General features: G+C 60.1%; 16 protein-coding genes, 2 tRNA genes and 3 rRNA genes. 10 read left to right on the top strand and 11 right to left on the bottom strand.

Going from position 1 to position 24885, the window contains the following annotated elements:
* Positions 1 to 44: 44 nt before the first annotated feature.
* The 10 genes from D5041_RS11785 (at position 45) to D5041_RS11740 (ending at position 10087) form a co-directional block, all read left to right on the top strand.
* Positions 45 to 476 (top strand): TrbC/VirB2 family protein, encoded by a 432-nt coding sequence (locus D5041_RS11785; RefSeq protein ID WP_040892578.1) that lies wholly within the window; start codon positions 45 to 47, stop codon positions 474 to 476.
* Positions 476 to 790 (top strand): conjugal transfer protein TrbD, encoded by a 315-nt coding sequence (gene trbD, locus D5041_RS11780; protein WP_010103411.1) that lies wholly within the window; start codon positions 476 to 478, stop codon positions 788 to 790. Before D5041_RS11785 ends, trbD begins: the two co-directional genes overlap by 1 nt.
* 133 nt (positions 791 to 923) lie before the next feature.
* The gene (locus tag D5041_RS11775; RefSeq protein ID WP_265284804.1) at positions 924 to 3431 is read left to right on the top strand and encodes a VirB4 family type IV secretion/conjugal transfer ATPase; all 2508 of its coding nucleotides are present in this window, start codon (positions 924 to 926) and stop codon (positions 3429 to 3431) included.
* Entirely contained in the window at positions 3400 to 4197 is a 798-nt protein-coding gene (gene trbJ / locus D5041_RS11770) for a P-type conjugative transfer protein TrbJ (protein ID WP_265284803.1), read from the top strand. Before D5041_RS11775 ends, trbJ begins: the two co-directional genes overlap by 32 nt.
* A 121-nt stretch (positions 4198 to 4318) precedes the next feature.
* The gene (trbL, locus tag D5041_RS11765) at positions 4319 to 6238 is read left to right on the top strand and encodes a P-type conjugative transfer protein TrbL (protein ID WP_265284802.1); all 1920 of its coding nucleotides are present in this window, start codon (positions 4319 to 4321) and stop codon (positions 6236 to 6238) included.
* Positions 6235 to 6558, top strand: coding sequence for a hypothetical protein (locus D5041_RS11760; protein WP_265284801.1), 324 nt, complete (start codon positions 6235 to 6237; stop codon positions 6556 to 6558). The genes trbL and D5041_RS11760 overlap by 4 nt, the downstream gene beginning before the upstream one ends.
* Positions 6559 to 6659: 101 nt before the next feature.
* The gene (locus tag D5041_RS11755; RefSeq protein ID WP_010103400.1) at positions 6660 to 7325 is read left to right on the top strand and encodes a VirB8/TrbF family protein; all 666 of its coding nucleotides are present in this window, start codon (positions 6660 to 6662) and stop codon (positions 7323 to 7325) included.
* A 23-nt stretch (positions 7326 to 7348) separates the two neighbouring features.
* A complete protein-coding gene (gene trbG / locus D5041_RS11750; protein WP_265284800.1) occupies positions 7349 to 8251 on the top strand; it encodes a P-type conjugative transfer protein TrbG in 903 nt (300 codons plus the stop codon).
* Positions 8248 to 8718: a conjugal transfer lipoprotein TrbH gene (locus D5041_RS11745; RefSeq protein ID WP_010103398.1), complete on the top strand. Its 471-nt coding sequence runs from the start codon at positions 8248 to 8250 to the stop codon at positions 8716 to 8718. The genes trbG and D5041_RS11745 overlap by 4 nt, the downstream gene beginning before the upstream one ends.
* Complete coding sequence (locus D5041_RS11740; RefSeq protein WP_265257252.1) at positions 8708 to 10087, top strand: TrbI/VirB10 family protein; 1380 nt, start codon at positions 8708 to 8710, stop codon at positions 10085 to 10087. The genes D5041_RS11745 and D5041_RS11740 overlap by 11 nt, the downstream gene beginning before the upstream one ends.
* A gap of 173 nt (positions 10088 to 10260) precedes the next feature.
* Here the strand turns inward: D5041_RS11740 and D5041_RS11735 are convergent, their stop codons facing one another.
* The 11 genes from D5041_RS11735 to D5041_RS11685 form a co-directional block, all read right to left on the bottom strand.
* Positions 10261 to 11259, bottom strand: coding sequence for an SWIM zinc finger family protein (locus D5041_RS11735; protein WP_265284799.1), 999 nt, complete (start codon positions 11257 to 11259; stop codon positions 10261 to 10263).
* A gap of 36 nt (positions 11260 to 11295) precedes the next feature.
* Complete coding sequence (locus D5041_RS11730; RefSeq protein WP_265284798.1) at positions 11296 to 14040, bottom strand: DEAD/DEAH box helicase; 2745 nt, start codon at positions 14038 to 14040, stop codon at positions 11296 to 11298.
* A gap of 85 nt (positions 14041 to 14125) precedes the next feature.
* Positions 14126 to 14238: ribosomal RNA gene (gene rrf, locus D5041_RS11725) — 5S ribosomal RNA — on the bottom strand.
* 133 nt (positions 14239 to 14371) lie between these two features.
* Positions 14372 to 17254 (bottom strand): 23S ribosomal RNA (locus D5041_RS11720).
* A gap of 341 nt (positions 17255 to 17595) precedes the next feature.
* A tRNA-Ala gene (locus D5041_RS11715) sits at positions 17596 to 17671 on the bottom strand.
* Positions 17672 to 17709: 38 nt separating this feature from the next.
* Positions 17710 to 17786, bottom strand: a tRNA-Ile gene (locus D5041_RS11710).
* Positions 17787 to 17860: 74 nt separating this feature from the next.
* A 16S ribosomal RNA gene (locus D5041_RS11705) occupies positions 17861 to 19393 on the bottom strand.
* Together the 16S, 23S and 5S rRNA genes with 2 tRNA genes alongside form the textbook arrangement of a ribosomal RNA operon.
* Before the next feature lie 476 nt (positions 19394 to 19869).
* Positions 19870 to 20817, bottom strand: a complete 948-nt coding sequence (locus D5041_RS11700; protein WP_010104665.1) for a LysR substrate-binding domain-containing protein — start codon at positions 20815 to 20817, stop codon at positions 19870 to 19872.
* A gap of 208 nt (positions 20818 to 21025) precedes the next feature.
* The gene (locus D5041_RS11695; protein WP_265285085.1) at positions 21026 to 23314 is read right to left on the bottom strand and encodes a phosphocholine-specific phospholipase C; all 2289 of its coding nucleotides are present in this window, start codon (positions 23312 to 23314) and stop codon (positions 21026 to 21028) included.
* Positions 23315 to 23346: 32 nt separating this feature from the next.
* On the bottom strand, positions 23347 to 23508 hold the full coding sequence (locus D5041_RS11690) for a hypothetical protein (protein WP_265257256.1): 162 nt from the start codon (positions 23506 to 23508) through the stop codon (positions 23347 to 23349).
* A gap of 198 nt (positions 23509 to 23706) precedes the next feature.
* Positions 23707 to 24684 carry a GlxA family transcriptional regulator gene (locus D5041_RS11685; protein ID WP_010104671.1) on the bottom strand — a complete coding sequence of 326 codons (978 nt, stop codon included), beginning with the start codon at positions 24682 to 24684 and terminating at the stop codon, positions 23707 to 23709.
* Between the last annotated feature and the right edge of the window lie 201 nt (positions 24685 to 24885).

The raw sequence follows: 24885 nt of genomic DNA, 5'->3' as shown, positions 1-24885 counted from the left end.
CTACTGCTACGACTTCGGCCTGCTCACCGGCTTCGCCCTCCTTCTTGGCCACCCCCTACTTCTGGCTCGCGGTGCTTGCCTTGCTCCTTCTCCTGGGTACCATCGACCCGGTCCACGCGGCCACTGCGACCGAAAGTAGTGGCGGCCAAGGTCTGCCGTGGGAAGAGCCATTGGCCAAACTTCGCCAATCCATCAGCGGCCCGGTCGCTTTCGCCATCGCACTGCTGGGCATCATCGCGTGCGGCGCGTCGTTGATTTGGGGCGGTGAAATCTCCGATTTCGTTCGCCGCATCGTCTACGTCGTACTCGTCGTGTGCTTGATCGTGTTCTCCAACGCCATGCTGAGCACCATGTTCTCTTCTGGTGCTGCCGTCCCGGCATCAGCGCACATTTCGATGGCCGATCTGACGGCCTGTGCGCAGGCCAAGGCCGGGGGCGCGGCAGCAGCCTCCGTCGAGGGGGCGGGGAGCCACTGATGGAAGGAATGCAACCGCGTCGCCTGACGCCATTTCATCGGGCCTTGCATCGTCCGCAGCAAATCATGGGAGGTGAGCGTGAGCTCATGCTGTTCTCCATGCTGATTGCAGTCGGCCTGATCGTCTCGGCCATGAACTTCGTGGCCACGATCATTGGTCTGATAATCTGGTTCGTTTGCGTCCAAGGGCTGCGAAAAATGGCCAAAGCGGACCCTGAAATGTCCAAAGTCTACATTCGCCAGCTCAAATACAAGCACTACTACGGTCCATTTTCGCGGCCCTTCCGCATGGCCAAGTCGCCACGCATCCACTGAATCATTGATCGGGTATTCAATCCATTTTATGCAACAACACCACCGAGAATGTTCTTGAATCGATTCTGTTCCTGCCAAACAAACTCCATCTGTTTGAAACTGTTCAACATTGCCGAATCAATAAGGAGAGGATATGCTTGCGTTAGCACCATTTCGCAGCAAGGCTGCCGGTCTGCCAGATCTGCTCAACTATGCGGCCCTCGTCGATGAGGGCATCGTATTGGGCAAGGACGGATCGCTGCTGGCCGGGTTCTTTTTTCGGGGTGACGATGCGGCGTCGGCGACGAATTCGGAGCGGAACTATCTGACTGCGTTGCTAAACAACTATCTGGCCCGCTTCGGGTCCGGCTGGGCCATGTGGGTTGATGCGGTCCGCCTGCCGTCGCCCGGCTATCCGGCTCCGCAACTGTCGCACTTCCCTGAACCCATCACGGCGCTGATCGATGCCGAGCGCCGTGAAATGTTCGAAAAGCAGGACACGCATTTCGAGACGGAATATGCACTCATCCTGCAATTTCTCCCACCAACACGCAGGGACTCCAAGCTGGACGAGTTGGTCTATGACGATGATGGCCGCGATGATACCTCGCCCGCCGACCGTCTGTTGGTCAGCTTCAAAAAACGCCTGGTTGATTTGGAAAATGACCTTGGCGATCTGCTGAACATGCGCCGCGTGGGCACGGTCACCATTGGCACGGGTAACGACGCCTATGAAAGTGATGAGTTGATCAACTACCTGCATTTCTCGCTGACCGGCGAAACCCTCGCCCTGCGCATTCCAGACTGCCCGATGTATCTGGATGCATGGCTGGGCTACCCGGAACTATGGCCGGGCGACACGCCGAAACTGGGTGACAAATTCATTGCCTGCGTCGCGATCAATGGTTTCCCTGGCAGTTCCTTCCCCGGTATTCTCGACATGCTTGACGGCCTGCCGTTGTCCTATCGCTGGTCCTCGCGGTTCATCTTCCTGGAACAGCAGGAAGCCGTGGCTGCGCTCAACCGATATCGGCTCAAGTGGCAGCAGAAGATTCGCGGTTTCTTGTCGCAGGTCATGAAATCGCAGAAGGGCATGGTCAACACCGATGCCATCGAAATGGTCAAACAATCGGAAACGGCGATCAACGATACCCATTCCGGGCTTGTGGCCTACGGTTACTACACGCCGGTCGTGGTTCTCATGCACGAGGATCGCCGGTTTCTTGAAGAGCACGCGCACTATGTGCGGCGCGAGATCGAGCACAAGGGCTTCGCGGCCCGCATCGAAACAGTCAACGCGCTCGAAGCATGGCTGGGTTCCCTGCCGGGACAGACGTACCCGAACATCCGCCGCCCCTTGGTGCATACCCTTAACCTCGCTGATCTGCTGCCGTTGGCCGGCGTGTGGCCAGGCCTGCGGGAAAATCCCTGCAACCTGTACCCGGCCAGATCGCCACCGCTCATGCACACGGTGACGACGGGCGCGACGCCGTTTCGCCTGAACCTGCATGTGGGGGACGTGGGGCACACGCTTGTTTTCGGCCCGACTGGCGCTGGTAAATCGACCCTGTTGGCAACACTGCTCGCGCAGTTCCGCCGCTACCATAGCCGCGCGCGCCACGACGGCAAACACATGCCCGCAAACATCGTGGCATTCGACAAGGGCCGCTCGCTCTATGCGCTCTGCAAGGCCACGGGTGGCACGCACTACGATATTGGCAACGATGAAGCGGACACCATGGCGCTGACGCCGTTGGCGAACATCGACAGCGATTCCGAAGCCCTGTGGGCCGAGGAATGGATTGCCACCTGCTTCGAATTGCAGGCGGGCAGGCAACCCAACCCGAACCAGAAAGTCGAAATTCACCGGGCGATGAACCTGCTGCGCGAGGCCCCACGCGCGTTCCGTTCGATGACGGATTACGTCACGACGGTACAGGATGAGGAAGTGCGCGCCACACTCAACCACTACACCATCACCGGGTCCATGGGACACCTGCTCGACGGCAAGGAAAACGCCCTGAACCTGTCCGGCTGGACCGTTTTTGAGATTGACGAACTCATGAAGATGGGAAACGCGAACGCAATCCCGGTGCTGCTGTATCTGTTCCGCCGGTTTGAGCGCTCGCTGGCCGGTCAGCCGTCCATCCTCTCGCTCGATGAGGCCTGGGTGATGCTGGGCCACCCGGTGTTTCGCGAGAAATTGCGTGAATGGCTCAAGGAGTTGCGCAAGAAAAACTGCGCCGTGCTGTTGGCAACGCAGTCGCTTTCCGATGCGGTCAACTCCGGGCTGCTCGACGTGCTGCTCGAACAGTGCCCGACGAAAATCCTGCTACCCAATAAGGAGGCCGATTTGTACGGCACCAAGGAGACGCCGGGACCGGCCGATCTCTACACGATGTTCGGTCTGAACGAACGCGAAATCGCCATTCTAAAAAATGGCCAGTACAAGCGACAATATTACTATAAATCCCCCCTCGGCCGCCGTGTTTTCGAATTGGGCCTGGGCCCGCTCGCATTGTCGTTTGTCGCTGTATCAGACAAGGAGGAACTGGCAGAAATACGCAACTTGATTGCAGAACACGGGGCCGATTGGCCGCTTGCATGGCTTAACCACAAAGGAGTCAATTATGAGCGCTTTTTCTCAAAAACCACTGCGTAACGGAACGTTTTTTGCGATCATCGCCATGTCGCTGATGCTCGGCTCCATCAGCCTGTTGACAATGCCAGCGCAGGCAACCAGTCCAATAACCACCTGCGTAAACTGTTCGACGAGTGTTCAACAATCGACGTCGTACTGGGAACAGATAAAAGAAGCTCTCCGCCAAGCTGGCAAAGATACCGAAATGCTGCTCAATCTTGGACAGCTGATAAAAAATACCGATGAACAAGTCAGGATCATGCGGCAGGGCATAAAATCTCCCCTATTCAGCAGCATCCAAGGACTGATAACAAATGTATTAAGCTCCTATAACGGCACGAATTCCATTGGTCGGAACGATATTCAACAGTTTCAGCAGCAGTTCATCGGCTACGAAAAATATCTGCAATCGCGGGTTGTCGCCTCGTCGGCAATGCCAAGTCACTATAAAAACTGGTCAAATCAGGGTTTGGACAATGCGCGCACAGCGATGCAGGCCGCAGACACCAACGTCAGAACCATATCCAATGATGATGTAATACTGGATCAATTGGTGCAGCGGTCGTTCGAGTCCATCAGTCCCAAGCAGGTAGCTCAGGTGGGCAACGAGATTGTTGCGCAAAATGTTCAGCAACTCCAAAAATTGCGCGATCTGTTGGCAACGCAAATCACCCTGCAGAGCAATTACATGGCACAGCAAACCGAACGCGTAGCCGTCGATGATGCGTTCCGGGAGAAGTTCCATTCCGGCCAAGTCCGCGGGACCGGTGCGAATAAGGAGTATTGATATGCCGATACGAATGCACCGCACCCATCGCGCCGAAGCAACGTGTTGCCGGTGGTGCATTCCGGAAGAATTTCCGTTCCACTGGATTGCATAGCGCCAAGCGTGGTAAGGAGTATTCAAAATGACCCGGCACAGGCTCAATCTCATACTGCTGGGGTTGCTCTTGGTGCTCGCGTCTTTTGTGTTTTCCAACGCCGCGATGGCGCAGCAGTCAGCCAACCTCCATGACCCGAGCGGCTCATTCACGGGCCTGCTTGATCTCGTCAGGAACAACGCGAACCAATGGAACGACCGCCTGACGGGCTACGCCACGACGCTTTTCTGGTTACTCGCCGGCATCCAGTTGATATGGACTTTTTTTCCTTTGGTGTTCCGCCAAGCCGATTTCAGCGAGATTGTCGGCGAGTTGATCCGCTTCATTCTCGTGATCGGCTTCTTCTATGCACTGCTGGAGAACGCCAGCGTTTGGGGGGAGGTCGTCGTGCAAAGTTTCCGGCAAGCAGGCGCGCATGCGGTCGCGACCGATGCGGCCGATCTGAAAACAAGCATCAGGCCGGGCGAGATTTTTGATGTGGCCGTGCAACTGGCCAAAACCATCGGCGACATTGATACGTGGAACCCGCTCGCGGCCTTCATGGTCACGCTGGCCAGCACTCTGGTGCTGCTGTGCTTTGCTTTTATCGCCGCATTCATGGGCCTGACCATTATCGAGTCCTATGTGGTCATCAATGCGGCTGTGCTGTTCACCGGTTTCGGTGGTTCGCAATGGACACGGGATTATGCACTGGCCATCGTCCGCTATGCGCTTGCAGTCAGCGCCAAACTATTCGTGCTGACCCTCCTGATTGGCCACATCATTGATTCGAGCAAGGCGTGGCAAACTGCTTACAAACACGACGATGTCAGCATGTGGACGATGGTCGGCTTGGCCCTCGCGTGCGCCTACATCTGCAAGACACTGCCCGAACTGGTCGCGGGCATGATTTCCAGCACCTCCATGGGCGGCGGCGGTACAACCAGCGGCATGGCGGCCGCCAGCGCAGCGGGTGCAGCGGGCGCAGCGGCTGCGATCGGGAGCATAGCCAATGCGCTCGGTGCGGGCGGGGTCGGCGGTGCCACAAGTGGCGGCCTGTCCGGGCTGATCAACGCGTCTCTCGGAGGTGCATCGGGTGCAGGCAGGGCCGCAAGCAGCGTCGGTCTGTCCGGGCTGATCAACGCATCCCTTGGAGGTGCATCGGGCGCAGGCACATCTGACCGGGGAGCAGCCAACAAGGCTGCAGCGCCCCGTATTGGTGGCGCACCAACCGGCTCCGCGCCAGATGCGCCGGATGGATCCACCGAAGGGGACAGTTCCGGCGCTGACGATCGCATTGCCTCGGACAGGGAAGTGACCAGCAAGGCTGCAACGCCCCGCATAGGTGGTGCAGCGGGTAAGCCAACCGGCTTCGCGCCGGATGCGCCGGATGGATCCAGCGAAGGGGACAGTTCCGGCGCTGACGATCGCATTGCCTCGGGCAGGGAAGTGAGCAGCAAGGCTGCAACGCCCCGCGTAGACGATACGGCAGGTGGACCAACCGGCTCCGCGCCGGATGCGCCGGATAGTTCCAGCGAAGGGGGCAGTTCCGACGCGGACAATCGCCTTGCCTCGGGCAAGGGAACTGCCAGCAAGGCTGCAGCGCCCCGTGCGGACGATATGGCAGGAGGACCAACCGGCTCCACGCCGGAGGCTCCGGATAGTTCCAACGAAGGTGGCAGTTCCGGCGCTGGCGAGCACATTGCCTCGGGCGCACAGCGCACGGCGCATGTCCTGTCGGCGATTTCCGTGCCCGGTATGGAAAACGCAGCCGGACCATCGACGGATGCTCCGCAGCCCGGTCCGGGCGGCCACAACAACCCGCTTTCGGACATGGGGCAAAAAGGTGTGGACAACACCATCCATTCGGCCGAAGTTCCGGACACTGCAAATGACCAGCACGCCAAGTTCCCCGGCGACGCACCGGGCGGTGATGTGCCGACCGATGACAAGGGGGGCACATCATGATGCGCATATTCGCGGACCTGCTCGGCCTCGTCGGCATCATGCTTGCCACGCTCACCGTGGGAATTGCTTGGTGGGCGTTCGGTCAGTGGCTACGCCGCCGGGGCTACGGCAAACGACTCGACCAGTTAGGAGAACGCGCCGACCGCACGCGACGCAGCGTGATTCGCATTATTGGCCCGCTGGGTTCGCTGCTTGTCGGGGCAGGCGTCGCGATCTCTCGAGCGCATCCATTCGGCTCCAAGCGTCAGCGCGAAGTGTGGAGCGATCTGCAGCATCACGCGCGCCAAAATGACCGCAGCAAGAGCGGTGGACAGCAGTAACAGCAGGAGCCAGTATGGGGTCCCTCAAGCCGGCCAACACGGTTCGTCATGGACATGAATGCAGTTTATAGACTATCAAACTACAGCGAAAGAGACACGCCATGCCCGAGAAAAGAACCCCACTCGAAACACCCTATCTCGCCGCGCGGCGGGAATGGAACGAACGCTACGGAAATTTCATAGCGACGGCGAACAACTGGCGGCTTGCCGCGCTCGGCAGCATCACCGTGGCCATTATTGCGGTCAGCGGTCTGGTGTGGGTGTCTGGCCAACACAAGATCGTGCCCTATGCGGTCGAGTTCAACGGCAATGGCGAAGTGGCGCGGGTCGCGCGCGCGGACGTGGCCAGCCAACCAAACAACCGGCAAATGGTCGCGGCGCTGCGCAATTGGATCATCGGCGCCCGGACGGTCTATGTCGATGGCCGGGCCGAAAAGGCCATTGTCGATCAAACCTACGCCATGACCTACCCGGGCAGTGCCTGCTACCAAACGCTGTCCACCTACCACCAGGAAAACAACCCCTATGTGCGCGCGCAAAAGGAAACCGTCGAAGTGACAGTGAACGCGGTCGTACCAGTCAGCAACAGCACGTGGCAAGTGGATTGGACGGAAATCACCAAGCAGCGCTCGGGCAAGGTGATTGACACCAAACAATACCAAGGCAGCATCACCACGGTTATTGCACCACCGACCAGTGACGCGCAAATCATGGTGAATCCGCTCGGTATTTACGCGCAGCAGTGCGCCTGGACAACCCGACTTTAATCAACCCGTTTCAGGTGATGATCATGAAAAATACCAAGTGGATGGCCGGGTTCCTTGCGACCTCGCTGGTTTTTCCGATATTCGCCCAAACCGTTCCGGCTCTTACGCCGGGCGCGCAAGAGCAGTTGCCACCCATACCCACGATTTCCAACGAAAAAATCCAGCTCGATGACAAGGAAATCCATGGCGTCCGTCTGGCCGAAGAGTGGAAGATGAATCCCGACCAGCCGCGCCGCGGCGAAGATGGGAGCGTGAAATATCTCTTTGGCGCCACGCTCCCGACGCTCGTCTGCACACCGCTGCAAGTCTGCTCGATTCGCTTGCAGCCCGGCGAAGTGGTAAACGACGTTCACGCAGGCGATACTACGCGCTGGAAAATCACCCCGGCAACCGAAGGCCGCGACGCGGAAACGACGACGTTGATTATCGTCAAACCGACCAATGCGGGCCTGACTACCAACCTCATCGTGACGACGGATCGTCGCGTCTACACGATCAAGCTGGCCAGCATGCCAAGCGAGTGGATTCCGGTGCTGTCGTTCGACTACCCGGACGACATGCAACGCCAATGGGCGGCCCACCGCGCACAACAGGCCCGCACGACGTTCAACAACACCCTGACTACCGGTCAGAACGTAGCCAATCTCGACTTCAATTTCCACATGGGCGGAGATAGCCCGAGTTGGCGACCACTGCGCGTCTATTCGGACGGATCCAAGACCTATATCCAGTTCCCGTCCTCGAACTTCAACGACGAAGCTCCGGCGCTCGTTGCCTTGGGCAACGATGGCGAGCAACTCGTCAACTACCGCGTGATCGGCGACCGCTACGTTGTGGACAAGGTGCTCGACCGCGCGGCACTGATCGTCGGTGTCGGTCGCAGACAAACCAAGGTCGAAATCAGCCGGGGAGGCCGCCAACCATGAAACCGTTCCGCGTGATCTTGCCCTTGGTTGCCGCGCTTGTCCTGAGCGCCTGCGCCAAGCCTCCACGGCCCACCACGTCCTACGTGGATCCGGAAGTGACGGCCAGCGATGCGCAAACGCTGAGCCGTGACACCGTGCAGCATCTGTCCGAGCCGCTGCCTCCGGCGCACACGACACTCGTCCTCGATCCGCCGCACAGCAGCGACGACATGCTGACTGCGGACATGATCGGGAAACTGCGCGCACGGGGCTACGGCATTGCGCAGACGGACCCACAAACCGGTCCGAAAGTCGGGCAGGGGACGCCGTTGCGCTATCTGGCATCGCCGCTCAACGGGGGCGTGGTGCTGCGCTTGCAATACCTCAGTCGCGAAGCGACAAAGTTCTATCCACGCACCACGGACGGCAGCCTGATGACTGACGCGCCGTTCACGGTCCGCGAGAAAGGTGCAGCCAATGAGCAATGACAAGATCGACCCGCGCCCTGATCCCGCGCGCGGGCCCCAAGAGTCGCGCGATTATCTGGCCAAACCAAAGAAGGGCAAGGGGGTTCGTCGCCTGAACCGTGTCCCGCTGCTGACCGTGGGTGGCATCGTCATGCTGGTTTTTCTCGGAATCTCCTACACGTTCTTTGCCCGGCAGGCGCAGAACACGGCGAAGTTGTCCACCACGGATCCACAGCCGCCCATTTCCACGACAGCGGCCCCACCGGTTCGTCCGAGCGGTCCTGACTACATTTCCGAGCCACCGCAGACTCCGGTCGAAACGCCGGCAACGCCAAACGACACGCAGCCGCAAGGGCAAGCGAGCGTGCCACCGGCCGCACAGTCTGAGGTGTACAAAAATTGGCTGCGGCTGATTCAGCGCATCGAGGAAAAGAAACTCGCCGACCTTGAGACCGCCTTGGTGGCCGATGGCACGGTGCAGAACTTCAAGCGCAACCGGCAAGGTGGACGACGACAGCAGGACGATCAACAGAAAGGCCCTCAGCAGAACAGCACGACGCAGGAGAGCGAAACTGACCAGAAGATGCGGCAGTATTTGGCTGCGATGGGTGGCAACGGTGGCATGGCGGCCGAGAACCAGCAAGACGAGAAACGTGCATTCCTGTCCTCGGGCACGTTGAACGACACCTCCCTCAACGCACGGCGTCGTGCAGCGCTCGCTCCGGCGCAGGAAGTGAAGGCGGGCACAATCATCCCCGGTGTGATGATTTCCGGCCTGAACTCCGATTTGCCGGGTCAGATCATCGCGCAGGTACGCGAGAGCGTGTACGACTCCGCGACTGGTACGCAATTGCTCATTCCGGCCGGAGCGCGCTTGGTCGGCACCTATGACAGCAGCGTGACCCTTGGCCAGGACCGCGTCCTGGTGGGTTGGGAGCGCATCATCTACCCTGACGGATCCTCCATCTCGCTGGCCAAAATGCCGGGCACGGACGTGAGCGGTTACGCCGGATTCAATGACAAGGTGAACAACCACTATTGGCGTATCTTCGGCAACGGTCTGCTGTTGTCGCTGTTCTCTGCCGGTCTCCAATTATCGCAGCCGCCGGCAAGCAACAGCCAAAATAACAGCGGCTCGCAGCAGAACACCCCGCAGCAAACCACCGCAGGCGCGATTGGTCAGCAGATGGGCGAACTCGGGCAGCAAATGGCCAAGCGCAATATGAACATTCAGCCGACGCTCGAAATCCGGCCCGGCTACCGGTTCAACGTGATGGTGACGAAAGACATCATCTTGCCTACGTGGAAAAGCCAACCAACGCCATTGCAGGCTGAGCAAGCACGGGTTCCCCGCGTCATGCTGGAAGATCTTCAACAGCCAGACAATTGATATCCCGACGTATCAATATATGCATGAATAAAGCCTCGTTGAAAAGCTCGGGAATGTACGCGGTCCATTTCGCAGTTGGCAGTTGGCAGAAGTGCCCACCGTCGCTTGCGCGTAAACGTCCGGCGCCATGCGGCCCAGAATTTATGCAACACCGCCCGTGGCGCATCATATCCTCAAACCGCTCGAGCAAGATACGCCACAATCCGCGCTTCGGTCTGTGCTGTCGTCCCGTACACCCCGCGCTGCCCGGTGCGCAGCAAGACACCGCGAGCAATCCAGTTTTGGATCATGTGCCTGGCAACGCCGCGCGCGATCAGGGCGCTGGCTGCCACGGTCCTGCTGCGAGTCGGGCTCGGCGCTGCCGCCTTGCCAGTTCTCGCCAACGGCGCTGGTGGCGCTGCTGCTTTCGCCGCGCGCACACGCTTGCCGGGTGGCGTTGGCGAAGCCACAGACGCGTCGTCGATATCGATGCCAAACAAGGCCGACAAATCGCTGCCGTCCAACGCCGCTTGCGTGTCGGACATCGGCACGGCGGGAATGCTGCCGATTTTTTGGGCCAGTTCCTGCGGATCGACGTGACGCAGTTGGAACAGCAGCTCCGGCTCCTCGTCCAAGCGCGCGCCCACGCCGTACAGTGCTGCCGCGACATGCTTGCACATCGACGCACCGTCCGGGCAACTGCACCGCAGGCTGATTTGCTTGGGCTGCGGGAACAATCCCTCGCCATGGCGCGTTACCGTTTCCATCACCGCCTTGGACAAGCGGCCCTGCAGCAACTCGATCAGCGAGTCGATCTTGCCCGCGCATTCCTTGGTGATCGCGTCCCACCTCGAAGCCACCAATGGCTGCACGCCAATCTCGACCGTGTAGATTTCCGATCCGGACACCAACGCTTTGACCTTTCCGGTCTCGATGCGCAGATCGATGACCGAGCCGTTGCGCACATAGGTCCGTCCGCGCGGCAACCGGTTCGAGTAATCGCTGTAAGCCTCCAGGTTGTCGCACCAGGCCTTGCCCCAGAAACTCTTGGCGATGGCGCGGCCTTCGATCGTGACCGGCTGGCAACTGTAGCCCTGCTTTTTCAGCGCTGCGGCTTTTTGTTTGGCCTGGCGCTGGCGTTGCGCCACCGGGATGTACGGCGCCCAGCCGCCATAGTAATAGCCTCGTCCCATGCTTGTCCTGCTCCTTGTCGTGCGTGACGGTGATTTTTACCCGGTCTTGCCCTCGCCCAGCGCACTGTCGATGTCGAGCGTGACCATGCGCAGCAACTCGTCGTTGCTCAACTCGGTCAACAGGGCCTGGCCGCCGCCCTCGATGATTTGCTCCGACAAACCCAGTTTCGCCTCGACGAGGGCGTCGATTTTCTCTTCCACGGTACCGCGACAGACGAACTTGTGCACCAGCACGTTGCGCCTCTGTCCGATTCGATAGGCGCGGTCGGTCGCCTGATTTTCCACGGCGGGATTCCACCAGCGGTCGAAGTGCACGACATGCGATGCGGCGGTCAGGTTCAGGCCCGTGCCCCCGGCTTTGAGCGAGAGCACAAAAAATGGTGGCCCCTGTTCGCTCTGGAACGCCTGGACCAGCGCCGCGCGCTCCTTCACCGCGGTGCCCCCGTGAAGGAGCAGCCCCGGTCGTCCGAAGACGCCCTGCAGGAACTCCGACAGCGGCGCCGTCATCTCCTGGAACTGCGTAAACACCAGCACCTTCTCCTGGCGTAGCGCGACCGCCTCGGTCAATTCACGCAGGCGGGCGAACTTGCCGCTGTCCTGCGGTCGGTACGCACCATCGCCCAGCCATTGCGAAGGATGGTTGCAGATCTGCTTGAAGCGCATGAGGAAGGCCAGCACCACGCCGCGCCGCGCTATCCCATCCAAGGTCTCGATCTGCATGGCCAGCGCCTCGACCGCCTGCTGATACAGGCTGGCCTGCAGCCGGCTCAGCGCGCAGTACGCTTTGACCTCGGTCTTGTCGGGCAGGTCGGCAATGACCCGCTTGTCACTCTTGAGGCGCCGCAGGATGTAGGGCTGCACGAGGCGGCGCAGCGGCGCGTAGTCGACGTGCGCGTTGTCCGCGAGACGGCGCACGAAGCGGTTGAAAGTCGTGGCCGACCCGAGCAATCCCGGGCAGATGAAGTCGAAGAGCGACCACAGGTCGCCAAGCCGGTTTTCCACGGGTGTTCCGGTCAACGCAATGCGCACACGGCTCTTGAGCGCCTTGATCTTGCGCGTCTGCTGCGCCCCGGGGTTTTTGATCGCCTGCGCTTCGTCCAGCACGATCAGCGACCACTGCACCTCGGCCAACCAGGGCAGGCGGACTGTGCTCGCGTAGCTCGTCACGACGATGTCGACGCCCTCGAGCCGTTGCACGCAAAATGCCGCCAATTCCCTGGATGGAATCGCCGAAGGATGCGCAACCAGCATGCGCAAATGGGGTGCAAAACGCGCCGCCTCCGCCTGCCAATTGGCGATCAGCGACGCCGGTACGACCAGCAGATGCGGCCCCGGGTCACGCTCGCGCTTGAGCAGCGAGAACAGTCCGAGCAACTGAACCGTCTTGCCCAAACCCATGTCGTCGGCAAGACAGCCGCCCAGCCGCAGGCGATTGAGCCACCACAGCCAATGCACGCCCTGGCGCTGGTAGGGTCGCAGCTGCGCCTTGAGCTCGGGATGTGGGTCCGGTCCGTCGCCTGGCTCACGCAGTTGCGCCAGCGTCTTGTGCAACCAGTCGCCCGCCACGACCGTCGACCATTCGGCCGTGGTTTGCGCCAGCTCCGCGGCAGCCTCGCCGTCGAGGGCTGCGCCCGAGAGCAGGCGCATCCCGTCAGACCAGGAAACACCGTCGCGCTCGGCCGACCGCTGTACTTTCTTCCAATGCGCGAGCACGGCGTCGAGCTTTGCGCGATCGACCTCGACCCAGCGCCCTTTGAGCCGGACCAGGCCGTCGCTGGCGGACACCAACTGATTCCATTCCGCATGCGACAGCGGCTCACCGTCGAGCGTGAGTTCAACCTCGAAGTCGAGCATCGTGTCCAGGCCCAGCCCCGATGCCTTCTTCCCCAGATTCACCCGGACCTGCGGGCGCGGTGGGTGCCGCGGCTTCCACCAGTCCGGGATACGCACGACCAGACCGCTGGCTTCGAACACGGGCACATTGCGCAGAAACTGGTACGCCTCGGGTGGTGCCCAGGCCTGCGGATGAAAGAGCTTCCCCGCATCGAGTTGCGCCTTGAGCCACGGGGTTTGCTCGGCCGCCTTGTGCACCGGCAAGAGCAGTTTGAGCATTCCTGCGCGATCCTGGGCGTCGGAATAACCCTGTAGCGCCCGACCCAGCGGCACATGCTGGACGCGCGCATCCTTGGACACATGGCTCGCGCAGGTGGCGAGGAAGGCAAACGGTGCCTGCGCGTTGCCCTTGTTCTCCGCCAAGTGAAAACAGACCCGACCCACGAGGTTCCAACTGGGGTGCTTGCTGCGCAGCCAGGCATCGATGTCACCGCCGCTCGCGGCAACGTCCTCACGCACGGCCTCATGCAGATCCTCCCACCAAGACGCGAGCACCGCAGCATCAAGGTATTCCGCCCCGGTCATCGGTGGCACTGCGGTCGCCAATTCTTGCAATTCCGTGCTTGGGGCAGGGAGTACGAGCGTGGCCCATTGCTCGGGCAGGGCGGCGACGGACGTGAAGCGCGCCATGAACAGATGGGCAAACTCGCGTCCGAAGGACAGAGCGGGGGGCAAGGGACTGCCCAATTCCAGCGCGCCCAATTGCAACAGGCCGTGCGCACCGCTGCGCGCGAAGGCCTTGGCGATGCGCGTTGTTACGGTCGGGGCGTCGGTCCGTCCGGAGGCACTCCCCAGGAAGACCCGGCCGGCGGGCGAGATCGCAAGGTCCTGACCCGAATCGACAAGATCAGCCCGTGATACAGACACAGCAGAATCGGACTCAGCCATGAAGCCGCACTTGCAAAATTATTCATGTTCCATACGAACACAATCCCCCCAGCTTTATGGGCTGGGGGGTTTGAGGGCTGTAATAGCCTGACGATGACCTACTTTCACACGGGAACCCGCACTATCATCGGCGCAAGGTCGTTTCACTGTCCTGTTCGGGATGGGAAGGAGTGGGACCAACCTGCTATGGTCATCAGGCATAACCGGGTGTCACCCTGGCTTCGCGTCAGGGCGACGCATTCATAGAGTCTGGAATCAGATTTTTTGTTTTGACTGCGTCCACATGGCATAACTATCCTGTCCTTGACGGCTCCGAGTCCATCAAAGTTATAGGGTCAAGCCGCACGAGCAATTAGTACAGGTTAGCTCAACGCATTGCTGCGCTTGCACACCCTGCCTATCAACGTCCTGGTCTTGAACGACTCTTCAGGGGGCTCAAGGCCCCGGCAGATCTCATCTTGAAACGAGTTTCCCGCTTAGATGCTTTCAGCGGTTATCTCTTCCACACTTGGCTACTCGGCCATGCCACTGGCGTGACAACCGATACACCAGAGGTGTGTCCACTCCGGTCCTCTCGTACTAGGAGCAGCATTCCTCAAATCTGCAACGCCCACGGAAGATAGGGACCAAACTGTCTCACGACGTTTTAAACCCAGCTCACGTACCTCTTTAAATGGCGAACAGCCATACCCTTGGGACCGGCTACAGCCCCAGGATGAGATGAGCCGACATCGAGGTGCCAAACACCGCCGTCGATATGAACTCTTGGGCGGTATCAGCCTGTTATCCCCAGAGTACCTTTTATCCGTTGAGCGATGGCCCTTCCATTCAGAACCACCGGATCACTATGTCCTGCTTTCGCACCTGCTCGACTTGTCAGTCTCGCAGTCAAGCACGCTTTTGCCATTGCACTATCGTCACGATTTCCGTCCGTAACTAGCGTACCTTCGAACTCCTCCGTTACGCTTTGGGAGGAGACCGCCCCAGTCAAACTGCCTACCATGCACTGTCCCCGATCCAGTTTCATGGACCAAGGTTAGAACCTCAAACACACCAGGGTGGTATTTCAACGTCGGCTCCATACAATCTGACGACTGCACTTCTTCGCCTCCCACCTATCCTACACAGATCTGTTCAAAGTCCAATACAAAGCTACAGTAAAGGTTCATGGGGTCTTTCCGTCTTTCCGCGGGGAGATTGCATCATCACAAACATTTCAACTTCGCTGAGTCTCAGGAGGAGACAGTGTGGCCATCGTTACGCCATTCGTGCAGGTCGGAACTTACCCGACAAGGAATTTCGCTACCTTAGGACCGTTATAGTTACGGCCGCCGTTTACTGGGACTTCAATCAAGAGCTTGCACCCCATCATTTAATCTTCCAGCACCGGGCAGGCGTCACACCCTATACTTCCACTTTCGTGTTTGCAGAGTGCTGTGTTTTTATTAAACAGTCGCAGCCACCGATTTTTTGCAACCCCTTCCGGCTCCCTCTGTTCGAGTTCACCTACTCAGGGCATACCTTCTCCCGAAGTTACGGTATCAATTTGCCGAGTTCCTTCTCCTGAGTTCTCTCAAGCGCCTTAGAATACTCATCTCGCGCACCTGTGTCGGTTTGCGGTACGGTCGCGTGTAGCTGGAGCTTAGTGGCTTTTCCTGGAAGCAGGGTATTACTCGCTTCGTCTGCTTGCAGACTCGTTATCACCCCTCATCTCAGCCCGGCGGATTTGCCTTCCGGGCACGACTACCGGCTTGAACCAACTCTTCCATCCGTTGGCCGAGCTAACCTTCTCCGTCCCCACATCGCACTACACTTCGGTACAGGAATGTTCACCTGTTTCCCATCAGCTACGCATCTCTGCCTCGCCTTAGGGGCCGACTCACTCTACGCCGATGAACGTTGCGTAGAAAACCTTGCGCTTACGGCGAGGGGGCTTTTCACCCCCTTTCACGCTACTCATGTCAGCATTCGCACTTCTGATACCTCCAGCATCCGTCTCCAGACACCTTCTCAGGCCTACAGAACGCTCTCCTACCACTTGCGATTCCTCGCAAATCCGCAGCTTCGGTAACTGGCTTGAGCCCCGTTACATCTTCCGCGCAGGACGACTCGATCAGTGAGCTGTTACGCTTTCTTTAAATGATGGCTGCTTCTAAGCCAACATCCTGACTGTCTTTGCCTTCCCACTTCGTTTCCCACTTAGCCAATTTTAGGGACCTTAGCTGGCGGTCTGGGTTGTTTCCCTCTTGAGTCCGGACGTTAGCACCCGGTGCTCTGTCTCCCAAGCTCTGCTCTGCGGTATTCGGAGTTTGCATAGGTTTGGTAAGTCGCCATGACCCCCTAGCCTAAACAGTGCTCTACCCCCGCAGCCAATACTTGAGGCACTACCTAAATAGTTTTCGGAGAGAACCAGCTATTTCCAAGTTTGATTAGCCTTTCACCCCTATCCACAGCTCATCCCCTAGTTTTGCAACACTAGTGGGTTCGGACCTCCAGTACCTGTTACGGCACCTTCATCCTGGCCATGGATAGATCACTTGGTTTCGGGTCTACACCCAGCGACTTCTTCGCCCTCTTCGGACTCGATTTCTCTTCGGCTTCCCTATTCGGTTAACCTTGCCACTGAATGTAAGTCGCTGACCCATTATACAAAAGGTACGCAGTCACCCCTCTCAGGGCTCCTACTTTTTGTAAGCATGCGGTTTCAGGATCTATTTCACTCCCCTCCCGGGGTTCTTTTCGCCTTTCCCTCACGGTACTTGTTCACTATCGGTCGATTACGAGTATTTAGCCTTGGAGGATGGTCCCCCCATCTTCAGACAGGATTTCTCGTGTCCCGCCCTACTTTTCTCCAGCTCAGTACCACACTCCAGTTTTCGTCTACAGGGCTATCACCTTCTATGGCCGGGCTTTCCATCCCGTTCTTCTAACTGTCTTGCTATCTCTGGAAGGCTCTTCCAATTTCGCTCGCCACTACTCTCGGAATCTCGGTTGATTTCTTTTCCTCGGGCTACTTAGATGTTTCAGTTCGCCCGGTTCGCCTCGCATGCCTATTTATTCAGCATGCGATACCTCTTTCAAGGTGGGTTTCCCCATTCAGATATCTCCGGATCTCAGCTCTTTTGCCAGCTCCCCGAAGCTTTTCGCAGGCTATCACGTCTTTCTTCGCCTGTAATCGCCAAGGCATCCACCACATGCTCTTAGTCACTTGACCCTATAACTTTGACGTCTCTTTCGAGCCGCCTCCGTCTTCTTCAAGGACCTGCCAGGTCTTTCACCTGGCGCGTTATGCCGTAATGCGACTCCGGATCTTTCGATCCTTCATCGTTTACTTGAATTTCAAACCAAGTTTGAATATTCGTTTTGACGCAATCAAAATTTCTCGTCGCCAGCCATCCCGCTTCCACCTCTTACGGCTTCGCGGTCCTCGCCGGCGACTCTGATTTCGACTCTATGAATTTTTAAGGAACAGCCGATTGATCGCTTGATGTCGATCAACAACGAAGCAGCCTCTCTCGAAGCCGCTTCGGTGTTGAATGCCTTTCCCACTGCACTTGGTGGAGGATGACGGGATCGAACCGACGACCCCCTGCTTGCAAAGCAGGTGCTCTCCCAGCTGAGCTAATCCCCCTTCTTTCCGTGCCTGCCTCGGTTGCCCGCTCCGCCTCTTGGTGGGTCTAGTTGGGCTCGAACCAACGACCCCCGCCTTATCAAGACGGTGCTCTGACCAGCTGAGCTACAGACCCCCGTCGGCTCGCGCCAACCTTCCCTCCTACAACCGATGAGTGTGGACGTTCAATCTTGAATGCTTTCTTCCCAGAAAGGAGGTGATCCAGCCGCACCTTCCGATACGGCTACCTTGTTACGACTTCACCCCAGTCACGAACCCTGCCGTGGTAATCGCCCTCCTTGCGGTTAGGCTAACTACTTCTGGCAGAACCCGCTCCCATGGTGTGACGGGCGGTGTGTACAAGACCCGGGAACGTATTCACCGCGACGTTCTGATCCGCGATTACTAGCGATTCCGACTTCACGCAGTCGAGTTGCAGACTGCGATCCGGACTACGACTGGCTTTTTGGGATTGGCTCCCCCTCGCGGGTTGGCTTCCCTCTGTACCAGCCATTGTATGACGTGTGTAGCCCCACCTATAAGGGCCATGAGGACTTGACGTCATCCCCACCTTCCTCCGGCTTGTCACCGGCAGTCTCATTAGAGTGCCCATCTTAATGTAGCAACTAATGACAAGGGTTGCGCTCGTTGCGGGACTTAACCCAACATCTCACGACACGAGCTGACGACAGCCATGCAGCACCTGTGTTACGGCTCTCTTTCGAGCACCTCTCCATCTCTGGAGTCTTCCGTACATGTCAAAGGTGGGTAAGGTTCTTCGCGTTGCATCGAATTAAACCACATCATCCACCGCTTGTGCGGGTCCCCGTCAATTCCTTTGAGTTTCAACCTTGCGGCCGTACTCCCCAGGCGGTCAACTTCACGCGTTAGCTTCGTTACTGAGTCAGTCAAGACCCAACAACCAGTTGACATCGTTTAGGGCGTGGACTACCAGGGTATCTAATCCTGTTTGCTCCCCACGCTTTCGTGCTTGAGCGTCAGTACAGGCCCAGGGGATTGCCTTCGCCATCGGTGTTCCTCCGCATATCTACGCATTTCACTGCTACACGCGGAATTCCATCCCCCTCTGCCGTACTCCAGCCATACAGTCACATATGCAGTTCCCAGGTTGAGCCCAGGGATTTCACATCTGTCTTGCATGACCGCCTGCGCACGCTTTACGCCCAGTAATTCCGATTAACGCTCGCACCCTACGTATTACCGCGGCTGCTGGCACGTAGTTAGCCGGTGCTTATTCTTACGGTACCGTCATCTGCCCCAATTATTCATCAGGACCCTTTCGTTCCGTACAAAAGCAGTTTACAACCCGAAGGCCTTCATCCTGCACGCGGCATGGCTGGATCAGGCTTGCGCCCATTGTCCAAAATTCCCCACTGCTGCCTCCCGTAGGAGTCTGGGCCGTGTCTCAGTCCCAGTGTGGCTGGTCGTCCTCTCAGACCAGCTACAGATCGTCGGCTTGGTAGGCCTTTACCCCACCAACTACCTAATCTGCCATCGGCCGCTCCGTCCGCGCAAGGCCTTGCGGTCCCCTGCTTTCATCCTCAGATCTTATGCGGTATTAGCAAAGCTTTCGCTCCGTTATCCCCCTCGATCGGGCACGTTCCGATGTTTTACTCACCCGTTCGCCACTCGTCAGCGTCCGAAGACCTGTTACCGTTCGACTTGCATGTGTAAGGCATGCCGCCAGCGTTCAATCTGAGCCAGGATCAAACTCTTCAGTTCAATCTCGTCTTCTCTTGCCCTTGCGGGCTACTCAAAAGAATCAAAGTGAATCTTCACTTCTGTCTCATGAGCATTTGCGGCCCCCAGGTTCTCACCCAGGCGCCAGTTCCTTGGAACTTGGCATTCGCCATCAAACGCCCACGCTTATCGGCTGTTTGTTTTTAATGATCCTGCTCGCCAAGGCAGCCCGTGGCCCCCTTCGCTTCCCAACCCGGCCTCGATCAGCCAAGCTGCGCACTATAGCACGGCTTTTTGTGCTCCGTCAAACTTTTCGCCAAAACTCCTCTTCCGCCCTGCCCGGCAGGCCCAGCCCCGCCCGCGGCAGGACGCTTCCTGCCGGGCCCCAGAGGCAGTCCGGGCAAGCGTACGGTGCCCGCCCCCGGATGCCGTGAGCGCAGGGGCCCCAAGCCGAGCAGATCGGCAAGGAGCAACCCCAGCATCGGAGACGCCAACACGCTTCCCGCGCGCGCAGTCCCTCAGCGCGGGCAGGGAGGCACCACCAGCGCACCGTTTTGCAGCGACAGCCCGGAAAAGCGCTTGATCATCCACGAACGGAACGAGGCAATCGCGTCATCCATCAAATCGTCCGAATGCGTCAGCAGATAGTAGCCGTAGCCGTCGTCGACCCAGGCATCGAACGGCTGTACCAGCGCGTTGCGGCGCAACTCGTCCAGGAACAGCAAGGGGTCGAGCAGGGCAACGCCGGTGCCGCTCATCGCATACTGCGCCGCCAAGCTCGCCGTGTCGAACACCAGCCCCCGGTTCACAGACACGTTGTGCAATTCTGCCTGGCGCATAAAGTGTTCCCACAAACGGTGGCGCGGCTGACCTTCCAGCTGCACGTGGACGATATCGTTGTGCGCCAGGAGGTCTTCCAGGTCGCTTGCCTTGCGACGCTCCAGCAGCGACGGGTGGCATAGCGGCGTCAACCGGACATGCCACAGCAAGTCGGCGATCAGATCGTTGACCTCCGGTTTGGAATAGACCACGACAATGTCACCGTTATTTTCCGACATGCCGACCCGGTTGGATATCGTCAGGTCCAGCATGATGTCGGGGAAGGCATCGCGGAATTCGCACAATATCGGCACCGCCAAATTGTGCGCGAAGGTCGGCGGCATTTGCATCTGCAGCACGCGGCGCGGTGCCGCGCCTTCGTCGAGGATGGCCTTGAGCGTCTGTTCGATGCGATCAAACGATTTATTCACTACCGGCAACAACATGCGGCCTGCCTGCGTCAGTTCCAGATGCTGATGCTTGCGTTCGAACAGTTTGATGCCCAGCTGGGCCTCCAGCGCCAAGATATGCCGACTGATTGCGCTCTGCGACACAAACAGGCTATTGGCCGCAGCGGTCACGCTCAGATGCTTCCCGGTCGCTTCAAATGCCCGCAGGGCATTGAGCGGTAAACAGCGCCGATCCATGTCCGGCCTCCTTGCAAGAAAGATAGGTAGAGGTCCTTCTGTGGATGGTACTGTACATCACGCACAGTAACCAGATGCATGGGAAAGGGGCGGCGCTCATGCGATGGCCGCCCCGGTTTGCCGGTGAACAGGCGCACGACCGGCGCGCCGACCACGCCATTTCGTCGATTGCCGATCTACGCCGCGCTGCTGCGGCCGCGCATGCTTCTCAGAGGTCGGCCCGACCCATCGCCGGATCGCTCACCGTGTGCTTGCCAGTTTCCACGCGGCCGGCAAAGCGGCGGAAGTAGCCGGGGTCGGCATCGCAGGTGACGGCGAAGTCGTACCACTGGCCGCTCGCGGCGAGCTCCCAGTGCTGGTCCACGTTGGCACCGCCGTTCACCGTCGCGGTCCACGGGCCGTCGTTGCGATAGGCCTTGGCGTTGATGGTGAACTTGCACGCGGCCTTGCCGTCGTTGCGCATGTTCAGGTAGACATTCCCGTTGGCGATGTCGTAGCACACCCGCACCTCGGGCGTCGCACCGCTGGTGCGCAGCGCGTCGAGATGGCCCTTGAAGTGGCGGTGAAAGCCGTTCGGCCCCAGCACCCACAGGTCGTAGACGCCGCTGTCGTCGGCCACCGCGGCCCAGGTGTCGTCGAGTCCCTTGCCTGCTTCCAGCATGTAGCGGCGCGGCAGGCGGTCGAGGTGGCGCTTGTCGTAGACATGGAACACGGCGGCGGCCTTGCCGGTGTTGAGGAACAGCAGTTGCAGCTTGCCATTCGCCACGTCGGCCTTGGCGCTGGTGTGCAGCTCGTACGGCAGGGCACGCGAGGGGCGGGTGCCGGTGGCCTGCTGCGGCAACGCCTGCGTAGCGGGCAGCGGAATTTGCGAGAGCTTCTCCTGCTCGGTCCGCAGTTGGTCCGCTTCGGCCCGGGTCTTGCGTCCCGCGAGTGTGGGCAGCACTTCGCTGTTCGGCGTTGCAAAGTTGAAGGCGCTGGTCAGGTCGCCGGTGATCGCGCGGCGAAACGGCGAGATGTTCGTTTCCTTCACGCCGAATCGCACTTCGAGGAAGCGCAGCACCGAGGTGTGGTCGAACACCTGCGAGTTGACCCAGCCGCCGCGGCTCCAGGGCGAGATGACGTACATCGGCACGCGCGGGCCGGGGCCGTAGACACGACCGTCCGGCGCCGGAACGCTCGCGGGCGTACCGGGGATCAGCGGGTGGGTGTAGCGCTCGAACGCCACGTCGGCGTCGCTGAGCGTGGTCTTGCCCGCCACGCTCTTGTCCGGGTTGATCGACGGCGCGGCAGGCGATGGCACATGGTCGAAGTAGCCGTCGTTCTCGTCGAAATTGACTATGAACACCGTCTTGCTCCACACATCAGGCGATGCGGTGAGCGCGTCCAGCACCTGCTGGATGTACCACGCGCCTTGCACCGGGCTCGAAGGTCCCGGGTGTTCGGAATACTCGGCCGGGGCCACGATCCACGACACCTGCGCGAGCTTGCCGTTGGCCACGTCCCGCTTGAACGTGCCGAGCAGGCCGCCGTCGCCGGGCATGGTGTTGGCGACGCCCTTGTAGAGCGGGTTGCCCGCATCGTCGCTGGCCGGGTCGTAGGCCGGCAGTGTCACGCCCGCGGGCGGGCCGGCGTTGTCGTCGTAGCGCATGTCGTTCTTGCCGGATGCCCTGTTCGCCACCCGGTATTTCTGGAAGCCCGCCAGCGGGTTGTCGGTGAAGTTTTCGGGCAGGTTCTGGTAGACCATCCAGCTGACCTTGGCGTCCTGCAGGCGCTCTGGATAGGTCGTCCAATTGCAGCCGTAGGTGGTCGAATCGACGCCGGGGTTGGTCACGGGGTCCCATGGAAACCGGAGGTTGTCCCAGGCGTTGTTCACCGAGGAGACACCTGCCAGGCCGCTGCCCGTCTGGCCCGAGGGACCGTTGGTGCCGCTCCAGTGGAACAGGCGGTTCGAGTTGGTGCCGGTGTGCATGCTGCAGTGGTAGGCATCGCACACGGTGAAGGCGTTGGCCAGCGCGTACTGGAATTGCAATTCGGCCTCTTGCAGGTAGCCCATCGACTGCGTGAAGGGCGCCGTGTCGGTGGCTTTGTGCTTCGGCCATTGGCTGAGGCGCCCACCGTCCCATGCGTTCTGTGCGTCGGTCCAGCCGTGCGGCGTGCCGGTGACGCGTTGCGCGTTGCCCTTGGTCTGATCAAGGTGATACGGCAGCACCACCTTGCCGTTGGCGTCGCTCTGTTCCCAGACACGGCGCCCGCCGGCCAGCGGAATGGCGAAGCGGTCACCGAAGCCCCGCACGCCCATGAGCATGCCGAAGTAGTGATCGAAGGAGCGGTTCTCCTGCATCAGGATCACGACGTGCTCGACGTCCATGATCGTGCCGGTCTTGTTGTTCGCAGGAATGGCGAGCGCGCGGCGGATGCTCGGCGGGAATGCGGAGAACGCGAGCGCGGCGGCGCCCGTGGCGGCGGTACCGGTCAGGAATTTGCGGCGCGAGTTCATGGGCTTGGTCTGGTCGTTCATGTCGTTGGCCCTCAGGGTGCGCAGCTCTTCACGGGAGCGACGCCGGTGTCAGGCTGTTGTGGGGTGCTGGGCGAGCCAGCGGCGACGTCGCCGCCACTGTCGCTGCAGGCGCAAAGCGCGCAGGCCACGATCAGCGCGGGCAGGAGCCGCACGCTCAGGGGGGAAAATTTCATGGGTCTATCCTTTGTTGTGCCGTGTTTGTGGAGGAGGCAGGGAGCGCGCGGCGAATGCCTCATTCATCTTGCGTTCCTCTGGTGACAGCGGTTTGACAAGTTCCGCGAACGCCAGCGCCCAAGAAAAATGGGGCCCGAGGGCCCCTTGCGACAGAAAATGAAAAGGAGGAATGCGCTGGTTTCTCCCCTTGGCGTCGTTCACGAAGTTGTGCGTGCGTGCGGCACGCGAGCGGTGGCCCGCGCCGGACTGCGGTCCCTGCGCGGGCTGGTGCCGAATTTCGCGCGGTAGGTGCGCGAGAAATGCGATGGCGACTCGAACCCGCACGCGACGCAGATCGAGGTGACCGTCATATCGGTCTGCTGCAGCAGCTCGCGCGCGCGCTCCAGGCGCAATTGCCGATAGAAATGCTTCGGCGTGTCCTCGAGCGCCGCGCAGAACAGTCGCTCCAACTGCCGGCGCGTGACGCCGACCTCCTGCGCGAGCGCGTCGGGCGCGAGCGGCTCCTCCATGTTCTGCTCCATCGCGCCGATCACCTGGATCAGCTTGCGGTTGTGCACGCCGTAGCGCGCGGCGATCTGCATGCGCTGATGGTCCGAGCGCTGCCGGATGCGGCCCACGACGAACTGCTCGGACACCGCCGCCGCGAGCGCCGCGCCGTGGCTGCGGCCGATCAGGTCGAGCATCATGTCGATCGACGCGGTGCCGCCGGCGCAGGTGATGCGCTTGGCGCCGATCTCGAACAATTCCTGGCTCGCGCGCAGCGCCGGATAGCGCTCGCGGAACGCCGACAACGCCTCCCAATGCAGGGTCAGCCGGTCGGTCGCGCAAAAGAGCCCGGCCTCGGCGAGAACGAAGCTCCCGGTATCGATGCCCCCGAGCGTCGCGCCCGCGCGCGCGAGCCGGCGCAGCCACGCGGCGAGCGCGCGGCTGTAGCAGGCCAGCGGGTCGAAGCCCGCGACGACGAACACGGTGCGCGGATCGGCGGCGTGGAACGCGGCTTCGGCGTTCAGCGAGATGCCGTTGCTCGCCATGACCGATGCGCCGTCCATGCTCAGGATGCGCCAGCGGTACAGGTCGTCGCAAAAGCGGTTCGCGACGCGCAGCGGTTCGGCGGCGGACATGAAGCCGATGGCCGAAAAGCCCGGCAGCAGCAGGAACGAGATGTCTTCGGGCATCGTGCAGCGGGTACGGTGTTGGCTTTCGTGCGGGGTCGGGTGAGCGTAGCAAGCGGTGCCCACGCCCGCAAGGCCCATGGGTACTGGCTTGGCGGCGCGCGCACCATGCTGGTTTTCCCTTGGGGTCGCAAACGGGCAAGAACCGGTCGCTGCCGGTCGCTTTGGTACGGGCACGCCACGGTACCTTCCCCCCACGCCAAG

The organism is Verminephrobacter aporrectodeae subsp. tuberculatae (assembly GCF_026127385.1).
Taxonomy (GTDB): domain Bacteria; phylum Pseudomonadota; class Gammaproteobacteria; order Burkholderiales; family Burkholderiaceae_C; genus Acidovorax; species Acidovorax aporrectodeae.
This window is presented reverse-complemented; position numbering and strand designations above follow the sequence as displayed.

Coding starts and splice junctions, on each gene's coding strand:
- trbD (WP_010103411.1), top strand. CDS start 476: ATGGAAGGAATGCAACCGCGTCGCCTGACGCCATTTCATCGGGCCTTG.
- D5041_RS11775 (WP_265284804.1), top strand. CDS start 924: ATGCTTGCGTTAGCACCATTTCGCAGCAAGGCTGCCGGTCTGCCAGAT.
- trbJ (WP_265284803.1), top strand. CDS start 3,400: ATGAGCGCTTTTTCTCAAAAACCACTGCGTAACGGAACGTTTTTTGCG.
- trbL (WP_265284802.1), top strand. CDS start 4,319: ATGACCCGGCACAGGCTCAATCTCATACTGCTGGGGTTGCTCTTGGTG.
- D5041_RS11760 (WP_265284801.1), top strand. CDS start 6,235: ATGATGCGCATATTCGCGGACCTGCTCGGCCTCGTCGGCATCATGCTT.
- D5041_RS11755 (WP_010103400.1), top strand. CDS start 6,660: ATGCCCGAGAAAAGAACCCCACTCGAAACACCCTATCTCGCCGCGCGG.
- trbG (WP_265284800.1), top strand. CDS start 7,349: ATGAAAAATACCAAGTGGATGGCCGGGTTCCTTGCGACCTCGCTGGTT.
- D5041_RS11745 (WP_010103398.1), top strand. CDS start 8,248: ATGAAACCGTTCCGCGTGATCTTGCCCTTGGTTGCCGCGCTTGTCCTG.
- D5041_RS11740 (WP_265257252.1), top strand. CDS start 8,708: ATGAGCAATGACAAGATCGACCCGCGCCCTGATCCCGCGCGCGGGCCC.
- D5041_RS11735 (WP_265284799.1), bottom strand. CDS start 11,259: ATGGGACGAGGCTATTACTATGGCGGCTGGGCGCCGTACATCCCGGTG.
- D5041_RS11730 (WP_265284798.1), bottom strand. CDS start 14,040: ATGGCTGAGTCCGATTCTGCTGTGTCTGTATCACGGGCTGATCTTGTC.
- D5041_RS11700 (WP_010104665.1), bottom strand. CDS start 20,817: ATGGATCGGCGCTGTTTACCGCTCAATGCCCTGCGGGCATTTGAAGCG.
- D5041_RS11695 (WP_265285085.1), bottom strand. CDS start 23,314: ATGAACTCGCGCCGCAAATTCCTGACCGGTACCGCCGCCACGGGCGCC.
- D5041_RS11690 (WP_265257256.1), bottom strand. CDS start 23,508: ATGAAATTTTCCCCCCTGAGCGTGCGGCTCCTGCCCGCGCTGATCGTG.
- D5041_RS11685 (WP_010104671.1), bottom strand. CDS start 24,684: ATGCCCGAAGACATCTCGTTCCTGCTGCTGCCGGGCTTTTCGGCCATC.